Below are 11,207 nucleotides of genomic sequence, written 5' to 3'. Positions count from 1 at the left end.
GCAACCCGCTCCGTCGGCGCCCGCACCAGCCGCCAAGGCAACTGCGCCCAGCCCGCAACCCGCAGCCGCCCCAGGCAGCCGCAACCAGCGTCGCGAAAAAATGACCTCGCTGCGCCGGACTATTGCGCGTCGGTTAGTGGCCGTCAAGAACGAAACGGCCATGCTGACTACCTTCAACGAGGTAGACATGAAGCCGATCATGGACCTGCGGAACAAGTACAAAGACAAATTCAAGGAGAAACACGGCGTGGGCCTCGGCTTCATGTCGTTCTTCACCAAAGCGGTTTGTGCGGCCCTGAAAGACTTCCCGGCGGTAAACGCCCAGATCGATGGCGACCAGATTGTCTACAACGACTTCTGCGATGTATCGATTGCGGTATCGACCGATCGGGGGCTGGTCGTGCCGGTTATCCGGAACGCCGAGCAGCTGAGCTTTGCCCAGATCGAGAAAGAGATTGGCCGACTGGCTGGCCTGGCCCGCGATAACAAGCTGACCATCGAGCAGATGACAGGGGGTACCTTCACGATCACCAACGGCGGTACGTTTGGGTCGATGCTCTCGACGCCCATCATCAACGCACCGCAGTCGGCTATTCTGGGAATGCATAATATTGTAGAGCGTGCGGTTGTAGTGAATGGTGAGATTGTAATCCGCCCGATCATGTACGTAGCGCTGAGCTACGACCACCGCATCATTGACGGCAAAGAGTCGGTAAGCTTCCTGGTTCGTGTGAAACAGATTCTGGAAGACCCCTCCCGGCTCCTGCTGGATATGTAAGCCCTTCGGTTCCTAGAGCCAACAAGCCCCGCCAGATCGCTGGCGGGGCTTGTTGGCTCTAGGAACAAGTTGACCTTCTACTGCCCAATCAGACTGACGCCGGTCATTTCGCGGGGTTGCTGGATGCCCATCAGGTGCAGAATGGTAGGCGCAATGTCGGCCAGTTTGCCGCTGTTCAGCGTTGGGTGATAATCTTTGTCGACCAGGATACACGGTACGAGGTTGGTCGTATGCGCCGTGTTGGGCGACCCGTCGTCGTTGACCATATATTCGGCGTTACCGTGGTCGGCAATGATGATGGCCGTATAACCATGCTCCAGGGCAGCTTCAACTACCGCTTTGGTGCAGGTATCGGCGGTTTCGGCCGCTTTCTTAACGGCTTCGAATACGCCCGTATGACCCACCATATCGGTATTGGCGAAGTTGAGGCAGATGAAATCCGTTTCTTCGTTCTGCAACTCCGGAATAATAGCGTCGCGGATGTCGTAGGCCGCCATTTCGGGCTTCTGATCGTAGGTCTTGACCGGAATGGTGGTAGCCACACCCTGCGCATCGTAAACGACCATTTCTTTGGGCGAAGGGCACAGAATGCGCTTCTCGCCGGCAAAAGGCTCCTCGCGCCCGCCCGAGAAAAAGAACGTAACGTGCGGATACTTTTCGGTTTCGGCAATCCGAATCTGCTTTCGGCCCGCGCCGGCAATGACTTCGCCCAGCGTATTCTGCAGGTTGTCTTTCTCGAAGATGATTTTTACGCCGGTGAAATCGTCGTCGTATTTGGTCAGGGTGATGTAGTTGAGCGCCAGCTTCGTCATGCCCTGCTCGGGGTAGTCTTTCTGCGTCAGCGCCTGGGTGATCTCGCGGCCCCGGTCGGTACGGAAATTGAAACACAGCACCACATCCCCTTCTTCGATGACAGCCGCTGGCGACCCATCGGCTTTCGTAACAATGATCGGCTTCACGAATTCATCGGTTACGTCGGCGTCGTACGAATCCTGAAGAACGCGGGTTACGGCCTCAGGCGCGCAGGTAACGGCGCCCAGTCCATGGACCATCGCGTCGTAGGCTACCCGAACGCGTTCCCAGCGGTTGTCGCGGTCCATGGCGTAATACCGGCCGGTTACGCTGGCGATCTGACCGGTCGTAGCGGCCATGTGCTGCTGCAGGTCCGTCAGGAAACCAATGCCACTTTTGGGGTCGGTGTCGCGGCCGTCGGTGAACGCATGAACGAACACATCGGTCAGGGCATGCGTGTGGGCGATGGACAGCAACCCTTTCAGATGGTCGATATGGGCATGAACGCCCCCGTCAGACACCAGCCCGATGAAGTGTACTTTTTTGCCGGTACGTTTGGCATAGGCCAGCGCGTCGACCAGAACGGGTTCGGTGTCGAGGGTATGTTCGTCGACTGCTTTGTTGATTTTCACCAGGTCCTGATAAACGACCCGACCGGCGCCGAGGTTCATGTGACCTACTTCGGAGTTACCCATCTGGCCGGCTGGCAGACCAACGGCCAGCCCCGATGCCTCGAGGGTACTGTTCGGGTATCGGGGGTAAAGCGACCGCACAAACGGAACGCTGGCTGCTTCGATCGCTGACACCTCCGGCTTGAGTGGAATACCCCAGCCGTCGAGAATGATGAGAATGACTTTCTTGTTCATGACAGGTTTAATGAGTGATTTTGGGCCTGAGTGACTGAGTGTCTGGCTGGTCTTTTATTCGTTCTGTTCGGTCGGACCAGCCTGCCATTCACTCATTCGCTCGTTGACCAGATAGGTTAGTAGCTGCCGGCAGCAGCGGAGGGTTATCTGATAGACCTCTTCAAATACATCGGGGCCTTCGTAATACGGGTCGGGTACGTTGGGCTGATCGCTGACCTCAGGGTCAAATTCGCGCAGCAGAAAAATGGTATCCTGCGTGTAGAGCCCGGTGGCGCGGTAATTCAGTTTCTCGATGGCTTCGAGGTTCTGCTCATCCATGGCCACGAAGTAGTCGAACTGGGCCAGGTCTTCGCCCGTCAGGCGCCGGGCGCGGTGGGTGAGCGTCAGGCCGTGTTCGAGGGCATTCTCGCGGGTTCGGCGGTCGGGTAGCTGCCCGAGGTGATACGACGAGGTACCGGCCGAATCGCAGCGGATCTGTTCGCTCAGGCCGGCCGCGGCCACCAGGTCCCGAAATACTCCCTCTGCTACCGGCGACCGGCAGATGTTGCCATAACAGACGAAGAGAACAGCAATCATAGAATGAGGTGATGAGTTATGAGCGATGAGTTATGAGGGTTGGCATCGCTCACAAGTCATCGCTCATACCTATTTTTCAAGCGGTTCATTGTTCTCGTCTACGATGACGAAGATGTCTTCGGTGGGCTTCTTCATCAGGTACTTCTCGCGGGCGTACTTTTCCCGAAGCCGGTCGTTACCCAGCACCTCGCGCCGTTCCCGACGGATGTCTTTGATGCGCCCTTCGTAAAATGCAGCGTCGCCCTCCAGCTCGCGAAGCTTCCACCAGTTCCGTATTTGCGACGGCAAATCGTTGGCGTCGAAAAACGTCATCCAGGTCAGCAGCACCAGCGCCGTAGCGACGTAAAAATTGCGGAGACGACGAAGGAGGGTCTGCATAACGAAACAATGTATTAGAATTCGGTATTCAGGGTTTGATTCACACCGTGGTCCATGTCCTCACGAACCACTTATCCGGATGGTTTTGCTGACGCCTGTGTGGTCCGACTGCGCGTCCCGGTGAGGACACGGACCACGGTATGAACCATAGTCTGAATACCGTTATTAGAACTTCAGGCCGGGGAAGTAGGCGGTTTCGCCCAGTTCTTCCTCGATACGCAGCAGTTGATTGTACTTGGCCATACGGTCTGAGCGCGAAGCCGAACCGGTTTTGATCTGGCCCGTGTTGAGCGCTACGGCCAGGTCGGCAATGGTTGCATCTTCGGTTTCGCCCGACCGGTGCGACATCACACTCTTGTACGAGTTGCGGTGAGCCAGGTTTACGGCGTCGATGGTTTCGGTCAGCGAACCGATCTGGTTTACTTTAACCAGAATGGCGTTGGCGATACCACCGTCGATACCCTGCTGAAGCCGCGTTACGTTGGTCACGAACAGGTCGTCGCCCACGAGTTGGGTTTTCGTACCTTTCAGCAGTTCGGTATGCTGTTTCCAGCCGTCCCAATCGTCTTCGGCCATGCCGTCTTCGATGCTCAGGATGGGGTATTTGCTAACCCACTCTTTCCAGTAGCCGGCCATCTCGGACGACGTCAGTTTGTCGCCGGTCGATTTTTTAAAGTAATACTGTTTGGCATCGGCATCGTAGAACTCCGACGAAGCGGCATCCATCGCGATCCAGACGTCTTCGCCCGGGCGGTAGCCTGCTTTTTCGATGGCCTGCAGAATGGTCTGGATAGCCTCTTCGTTCGATTTGATGTTAGGCGCAAAACCGCCCTCGTCACCAACGTTGGTCGCCAGGCCCTGGCTCTTCAGTACTTTCTTGAGCGTATGGAAAATTTCGGTACCCATGCGCAGCGCTTCCGAGAAGCTGGGCGCGTTGGCCGGCATAACCATGAACTCCTGGAAGTCGATTGAATTGTCGGCATGCGAACCGCCGTTGAGGATGTTCATCATCGGTACCGGCAGGGTGTTGGCATTGACGCCCCCAATGTACCGGTACAGCGGCAGACCCGCTTCCTGCGCAGCGGCTTTAGCCACGGCCAGCGATACCCCCAGAATAGCATTGGCGCCCAGGCGGCCTTTGTTGGTCGTGCCATCGAGCTCGAGCATGATTTTGTCGATCATGCTTTGTTCGTATACCGAAATGCCAACCAGTTCCGGGAAGATCAGTTCGTTAACGTTCGATACCGCTTTCAGCACGCCTTTGCCAACGTACACTTTCGCATCGTCATCGCGCAGTTCAACAGCTTCGTGGGTGCCTGTAGACGCGCCCGATGGTACGGCCGCCCGACCCAGGTAGCCATTTTCGGTGCGGACGTCAACTTCTACAGTTGGATTGCCGCGCGAATCCAGTATTTGCCGGGCATGAATGCTTTGGATGGTACTCATTGTGTAAGAAAAAAGGGTTAACAACGAAAAAGTCTATTTTTTCAGGTATGATTACCAAGCCATTAGGTTGGTAGGTATACCGGGCGCAAAGTAACGCAAAGTGGCGCAAAACTTCAGGCGGCAGGCCCGTAAAAGACAGGCTAGGGTTTGGAACACCGGCGAATTATTGGCGCTCACGATCAGGACGGACTGAAAGTTACCGGAAAATTTTGTCTATTTGTGCGGTCATACATTGCTACTAAACCAACAAGTCGATGCGAGGCATTCTGTACTTCCTATTGTTTCTATTAGTCGTTTTCGGCATTCTGTACGTGCTTACCGGCTGGAGTTACAGCGACGGCGAGCGGGCCGGAACGGTTTCCAAATTCAGCCGCCGTGGCTTTGTCTTTAAAACCTACGAAGGCGTGCTGAACGTGGGCGGCTTCTCGGGCGAAACCGGCTCGCTGACACCCCAGTATTTTGATTTTTCGGTCAAAGATGAAGCCGTTGCCGCCCAGATTACGCAGGCGGTAAAAACCGGCCAGCGCGTTACGCTGCATTACGAAGAAAAAATCCTGAAACTGCCCTGGAACGGCGACACCAAGTACTACATCACCAATGTGGAAGTGATTGGGCCACCGCAGCAGCCCTACGGCGCCAACCCGAACTACCCGGGTGGCCAGCCCCAGGGGTACCCGCAACCGCAAACCCAGCCCCAAACCCAGCAGCCCGCGGCTCCTGATCAGCAAACCGTACCGGCCGACTCAACGCTGTAAGCAAACCCAAACGCCTGATCCGGTAAGAGACCAGGCGTTTGGTGCGTTTTGAAGGGCTATGTAGCTGACACAGACCCGTCTGGAAAACAGCCTTTGCGGGCTCCGTTTCGGGTCTTCCGAAAGCGTATTTAAGTTGGGTCAGAAGCCCTAATTATTTCCGAAACAGGCCTTGGAAATCTGGGCGTTTTTGGGTAATTTTATCTGTTTAAACAACCATCCAACATGGCAAAATCAGATACGGCGCAAGCCACAGCATCTGCTAATGACAGTAAACTAAAAGCGCTTCAGACCACCATTGAAAAGCTAGACAAAGCGTTCGGTAAAGGCACCGTAATGCGGCTGAGCGAAAGCAAAGTCGTTGACGTTCCGGTGATCTCGACGGGCTCGCTGGGACTGGATCTGGCGTTGGGTATTGGCGGTATGCCGCGCGGTCGCGTCGTTGAAATCTACGGCCCTGAATCGTCGGGTAAAACCACGCTCACGATGCACTGCATCGCCGAAGCGCAGAAAGCGGGCGGTCTGGCGGCCTTCATCGACGCCGAACACGCTTTTGACCGCGTATACGCCGAAAAACTCGGTATCGACACCAAAAACCTGCTGATCTCGCAGCCCGATAATGGCGAACAGGCTCTCGAAATTGCCGAGCACCTGATTAGCTCCGGTGCTATCGACATCATCGTTATTGACTCCGTAGCCGCCCTCGTGCCAAAAGCCGAGATCGAAGGCGAAATGGGCGAAAGTAAAATGGGTCTGCAGGCTCGTCTGATGAGCCAGGCGCTGCGGAAACTGACGGGTACGATCAACAAAACCGGCTGCTGCTGCATATTCATCAACCAGCTGCGCGAGAAAATCGGCGTGATGTTCGGTAACCCCGAAACAACCACCGGTGGTAACGCTCTCAAATTCTACGCGTCGGTTCGGATCGATATCCGCCGTATTGGTCAGATCAAAGAAGGTGCCGACAATGTAGTGGGTAACCGGACCAAGGTGAAAGTCGTGAAAAACAAACTGGCCGCTCCGTTTAAAGTGGTTGAGTTTGACATCATGTACGGACAGGGTATCTCGAAAGTCGGCGAAGTTCTTGACCTGGCTGTCGAAATGGAGATCGTGAAGAAGTCGGGCTCGTGGTTCTCGTACGGTACCAGCCGCCTGGCACAGGGTCGCGATGCCGTGAAAGAATTGCTGCTCGATAATCCGGAACTGATGGCTGAGCTCGAAGGCAAGATCCGGGCTAAGATCGCCGAAGACGATGACGCGCTGACCGATCCTGTTCTGGCGGCTACCGAAGGGGACGACGAAGGCGAAATCGACGATTAAGCGCAAACAACGCATACAGGCACTGACCTGAACTGCATGACGGCTGGACGTAATCCAGCCGTTTTTTTATGCCCCCGCAATCTAAGTATATCCGGCGGTCGTAGGTTAAATCAGCTTATCCGGCAGTCGGGTGAGCCATTAACTACCAAACGTTATGAAAACGATCGTGATCGCACTCAGCCTGTCTATGGCTGCTCTTATGGCTACTGCCGAAACACCCCGCCCCGCTGGCGCCCCCCAGGCGGCCAAGGTCATAATCTTCCGGGATGGCTGCCTGTATGGCTCCATGGCCAAATACAAAGTAATTGCCGACGGCCAGGAGCTGACCCGGCTGAAAAATAAATCGATGTACACAACGAGTCTGGCACCCGGCATGCATACCATTTCGGCCAGAGAGGGCTCGAAACGCATGGTACAGCTGGACGTACAAGACGGTCAGACGTACGTTGTGCAGTACAAAACCCGCTTTGGTCTGTTCGGAGCCCGCCCTAAACTGGTCGTGAAGAGTGTTGACGACGCCAAACGTGACTCGAACTACTTTGAGAAGAACGCCGATAGGAGCGTGACTATGTAAATAAACTGCTCTTACAACGACAGAAGCCCCGACTATTGGTTAGTCGGGGCTTCTGTCGTTGTAAGGATATACCTGCGTTACCGGTTTTCCAGCGGCACGAATTCGCGGAGGGTAGCGCCGGTGTAGATCTGGCGTGGTCGGCCGATCGGCTCTTTCTGCTCACGCATTTCTTTCCACTGGGCAATCCAGCCCGGCAGACGGCCAATCGCAAACATCACCGTAAACATATTGGTCGGGATACCCAGCGCGCGGTAGATGATACCCGAGTAGAAATCAACGTTCGGATACAGTTTCCGCTGTACGAAATACGGATCGTTCAGGGCTGCTTCTTCGAGACCTTTGGCAATCTCGAGCACCGGATCGTTGACGCCCAGTTTGTTCAGCACATCGTCGGCGGCTTTCTTGATGATTTTAGCGCGGGGATCGAAGTTTTTGTAAACGCGGTGGCCGAAGCCGAACAGCCGGAAGCCCGTCGTTTTCGCGTTCTTAGCCATGTCGATATACTTACCTACATCGCCCCCGTCGGCTTTGATGTCTTCGAGCATCTCGATCACCTCCTGGTTGGCACCGCCGTGGAGCGGTCCCCAGAGCGCCTGGATACCGGCCGAGATAGACGAATAAATATTGGCCTGCGAAGAGCCTACGAGCCGTACGGTGCTGGTCGAGCAGTTTTGCTCGTGATCGGCGTGCAGGATCAGCAGCACGTTCAGCGCTTCGGCAACTACCGGATCGACCTTGTACTCTTCGACCGGCAGGGCGAACATCATATTCAGGAAGTTCGGAATGTAGTCGAGGTTGTTTTTCGGGTAGTTGGTTGGGTGACCCAGCGACCGTTTGTACGACCAGGTGGCAATGGTTGGCAGTTTGGCCAGCAGCCGGATAATGTGCTGATCGGTATTGCCATTGCCTTCGTGCGAGTCGGGATAGAACGCGCTCATGGCACTCACCAGCGATGCCAGCACGCACATGGGGTGGGCATTGACCGGGAAGCCGTCGAAGATTTTGCGCATGTCTTCGTTGACGAGCGTATGTCGGCGAATCGAGTTGACGAACGTTTCATACTGCTCGGCAGTAGGCAGCTCGCCGTAGATCAGCAGGTACGATACTTCGAGGAACGTTGATTTTGACGCCAGGTCTTCAATGGAATAACCCCGGTAACGCAGAATGCCTTCTTCGCCGTCGAGAAACGTAATGCCGCTTTGGGTAGCACCAGTGTTTTTATAACCCCGGTCTAACGTAACATAGCCGGTTTGATCACGGAGGGACGAGATATCGAAGGCTTTTTCGTGTTCGCTCCCTTCCAGAGTCGGGAACGAGAACGATTTGCCATCGACGGTTAGTTCAGCAGAGTTCGCCATATAAAGTTTTAGGGTAGTGTACTCAAATAGAAAGGATTATAAATCCCAATTGGCATTGACCGGCGAAGTTAGGCCAAAAACACAAATGACGGGAGAAAGGGGCCTAAAAATCCCGATAACCGCCGGTTCTGGTTGAGTAACCCGACAATTGCCCAATAAGTTTTGGTTTATTGGCGATACCATTGGCCGCCTTTCATGACAGCTCGTACCTGCCTGAGTGCCAGTATGGCGCGCGTAGGGTCGCCTTCTACCGCGACGAGGTCGGCCAGCAGACCCGCCCGAACGCGGCCCCGGTCGGCCAGATGAAACACATCGGCATTGATGGCGGTAGCGGAGCGAAGTACGTCCAGCGGTTTCATGCCGTAGTCGACCATCATCTCCAGCTCGCGGGCGTTGTCGCCATGACTAAAGACACCTACGTCGCCCCCGGCACAGATGGTTACGCCCGCGTCGAGGGCTTGTTTGAAGGTATTACGTTTTTCGCGGATGCGGGCGGGCTCGGGCTCCTGGCCTTTTTTCCAGCCCCGGTACTGGCTGACGGCATCGCCCGCGGCCAGCGTCGGACAGAGCGCCGTGCCGTTCTTTTTCATAAGGGCAAAGATCTCGGGGGTGCCGGCGTCGCCATGTTCTACGGTTTCGCAGCCGGCCAGAATGGCCCGGCGCATGCCTTCGGCGGTGCTGGCGTGGGCTACAACGCCCCGGCCGCTGCTACGAGCCGTTTCGACGATCAGCTTCAGTTCCTCGAGCGTGAAGGTCGGGCGGGCTTCGGCCATGAGGCCCCAGCGGTAATCGGCGTAAATCTTGATGGCGTCGGCTCCTTTACCGATCTGCGTCCGAACGGCGCGGATCAGCGCATCGTGGCCGTCGGCTTCTTCGGCCCCCTGCGGCACGCTGATATCGGGGCTGAATCCTTTGGGTCCGTAGCTGCCACTGGCAATGAGCGCCCGCGTCACGACCATCATGCGGGGCCCCAGAATGATACCCTGATCGATGGCCTGTTTCAGGCCCACATCGTCATAGTCAGCACCTTCGGTGCCGAGGTCCCGAACGGTGGTAAAGCCGGCCAGCAGAGTTTTTTTGGCGTGAACCGTAGCGCGGGCCACCCGCAGCGACCGGGCTTCTTTCAGCACCTGATCGTCCCAGCTGGTTTCGTTGTAGGGGTGCAGCAGCAGATGCGAATGCCCTTCAATCAGGCCGGGCAGGAGCGTCTGCCCTTTGAGGTCAACGGGGGTGGTGCCCTCGGCAGAGACGCTGGCGGCCGGGCCAACGGCATCGATCCGGGCTCCTTTTACGCGAACGACCCAGCCTTCATGAACGGTTTCGCCGTCGAAAACGCGGTCGGGGCGGAGCAGATAAGCCGTCTGAGCCGTAAGGGAAAAGGGGAGCAGCAGTAGTAGCAGGGAGACGAGTTTCATAGGGGGGGGAGCATACGCCCAAACATACGCAAAAAAGGAGCCGTGTGGGTCCTTTTTGTAGGGTACCGGGTGGGTCAGTAGGCCCGAACGGCCAGCACCGGCAAATGATCCGACGCCAGCCGTTCGGGTATGATGTGATGCTTAACCCCCGGAAGGCCGCTTGTGGCGCAACTGACGTGGCTATTACCGGATCATTACGGGACCATTAGCGCATAAAAAATGCCCTTTATCAGGGCATTACGGTCATATAATACTGTATTTGCTTATCGATCAGCGCTTTCGACTGGAAACAGCGTCCCAGAGTGCTTTCCCGAACACCAGCACGAGCAAACCCGGCAGCAGGATAGCCCCGGCCCTAAACCCGGCTCCGGTCAGTTTATAGATGCCCTGATTGTACTGGGTGAAGCTCTGAAACAGATAAAAAGCCGAGGCTGCGAGCAAACCTGTCAGCACGATGACCGCCAGCGACCGACCGAACTTTTGCACGGCCCAGCTCAGCAGGAGCGCTACGGCCACCACGGCGGCAACGGTACCCAGCGCTTCGGGGAAGGTTTCGAGGTACGTGTAATCGAAGAAAAACACGCCAGCCCGGCCAATCAGGTTAGGGTGGGCCAGGAGCCAGCCGTCCAATACGACCAGCACCAGCAGAAGAACATAAAAAAAGGGGTTACGCATACAGGGATTTATTAGTAGTACAGGCTGGGCGAAGATAGCCGTATTTACATTGACCTGCCAGCGATCTTATCCTGGCGGCTGCAAGCGGGGGCGGGTTCGGCCAACCGAGATGATCCCAAACAGCAAAAAGGAACAGGGTACTTCAGCGTTGCGAAAAGGCTGGCGTGCGAATAGTACATAAAATAGATCGGAAAACTATCTGGCGTAGCATGGTTTTTGAGAGCGCCTAAAATGTAACTAATTAGAAGAATAATTATATTTTAAATTAATTTACTTA

General features: G+C 55.7%; 11 protein-coding genes. 4 read left to right on the top strand and 7 right to left on the bottom strand.

The window, feature by feature from the left end; all coding sequences use genetic code 11:
- Positions 1–778 (top strand): 2-oxoglutarate dehydrogenase complex dihydrolipoyllysine-residue succinyltransferase (gene odhB, locus B1C80_RS27360; protein WP_077924396.1); only part of this gene is annotated, 778 nt, incomplete at its 5' end.
- A gap of 77 nt (positions 779–855) precedes the next feature.
- Here odhB and gpmI read toward each other — a convergent pair.
- The 4 genes from gpmI to eno form a co-directional block, all read right to left on the bottom strand.
- On the bottom strand, positions 856–2,436 hold the full coding sequence (gene gpmI / locus B1C80_RS27355; RefSeq protein ID WP_077924394.1) for a 2,3-bisphosphoglycerate-independent phosphoglycerate mutase: 1,581 nt from the start codon (positions 2,434–2,436) through the stop codon (positions 856–858).
- Positions 2,437–2,490: 54 nt separating this feature from the next.
- Positions 2,491–3,012: a low molecular weight protein-tyrosine-phosphatase gene (locus B1C80_RS27350; RefSeq protein ID WP_077924393.1), complete on the bottom strand. Its 522-nt coding sequence runs from the start codon at positions 3,010–3,012 to the stop codon at positions 2,491–2,493.
- 69 nt (positions 3,013–3,081) lie between these two features.
- Complete coding sequence (locus tag B1C80_RS27345; protein WP_077924392.1) at positions 3,082–3,390, bottom strand: septum formation initiator family protein; 309 nt, start codon at positions 3,388–3,390, stop codon at positions 3,082–3,084.
- A 165-nt stretch (positions 3,391–3,555) separates the two neighbouring features.
- Positions 3,556–4,836, bottom strand: a complete 1,281-nt coding sequence (gene eno / locus B1C80_RS27340; protein ID WP_077924391.1) for a phosphopyruvate hydratase — start codon at positions 4,834–4,836, stop codon at positions 3,556–3,558.
- A 254-nt stretch (positions 4,837–5,090) separates the two neighbouring features.
- Here eno and B1C80_RS27335 point away from each other — a divergent pair, with 254 nt between their 5' ends.
- The 3 genes from B1C80_RS27335 to B1C80_RS27325 all read left to right on the top strand — a co-directional run bounded on the left by B1C80_RS27335 (position 5,091) and on the right by B1C80_RS27325 (position 7,482).
- Positions 5,091–5,591, top strand: a complete 501-nt coding sequence (locus B1C80_RS27335; RefSeq protein ID WP_077924390.1) for a hypothetical protein — start codon at positions 5,091–5,093, stop codon at positions 5,589–5,591.
- A 222-nt stretch (positions 5,592–5,813) separates the two neighbouring features.
- Positions 5,814–6,908 (top strand): recombinase RecA, encoded by a 1,095-nt coding sequence (gene recA / locus B1C80_RS27330; protein ID WP_077924389.1) that lies wholly within the window; start codon positions 5,814–5,816, stop codon positions 6,906–6,908.
- Positions 6,909–7,062: 154 nt separating this feature from the next.
- On the top strand, positions 7,063–7,482 hold the full coding sequence (locus B1C80_RS27325) for a DUF2846 domain-containing protein (RefSeq protein ID WP_077924388.1): 420 nt from the start codon (positions 7,063–7,065) through the stop codon (positions 7,480–7,482).
- Between the two features lie 77 nt (positions 7,483–7,559).
- Here the strand turns inward: B1C80_RS27325 and B1C80_RS27320 are convergent, their stop codons facing one another.
- From B1C80_RS27320 to B1C80_RS27310, 3 genes are all read right to left on the bottom strand, one after another.
- Entirely contained in the window at positions 7,560–8,840 is a 1,281-nt protein-coding gene (locus tag B1C80_RS27320) for a citrate synthase (protein ID WP_077924387.1), read from the bottom strand.
- 167 nt (positions 8,841–9,007) lie between these two features.
- Entirely contained in the window at positions 9,008–10,255 is a 1,248-nt protein-coding gene (locus B1C80_RS27315) for an amidohydrolase family protein (RefSeq protein WP_077924386.1), read from the bottom strand.
- A 270-nt stretch (positions 10,256–10,525) separates the two neighbouring features.
- Positions 10,526–10,930: a hypothetical protein gene (locus B1C80_RS27310; protein WP_077924385.1), complete on the bottom strand. Its 405-nt coding sequence runs from the start codon at positions 10,928–10,930 to the stop codon at positions 10,526–10,528.
- Positions 10,931–11,207: the final 277 nt, after the last annotated feature.

Source organism: Spirosoma sp. 209, from assembly GCF_002006735.1.
GTDB classification, from domain to species: Bacteria; Bacteroidota; Bacteroidia; order Cytophagales; family Spirosomataceae; genus Spirosoma; species Spirosoma sordidisoli.
Note: the sequence above shows the minus strand (reverse complement) of the source record. Positions and strands in the feature narration are given on the sequence as shown.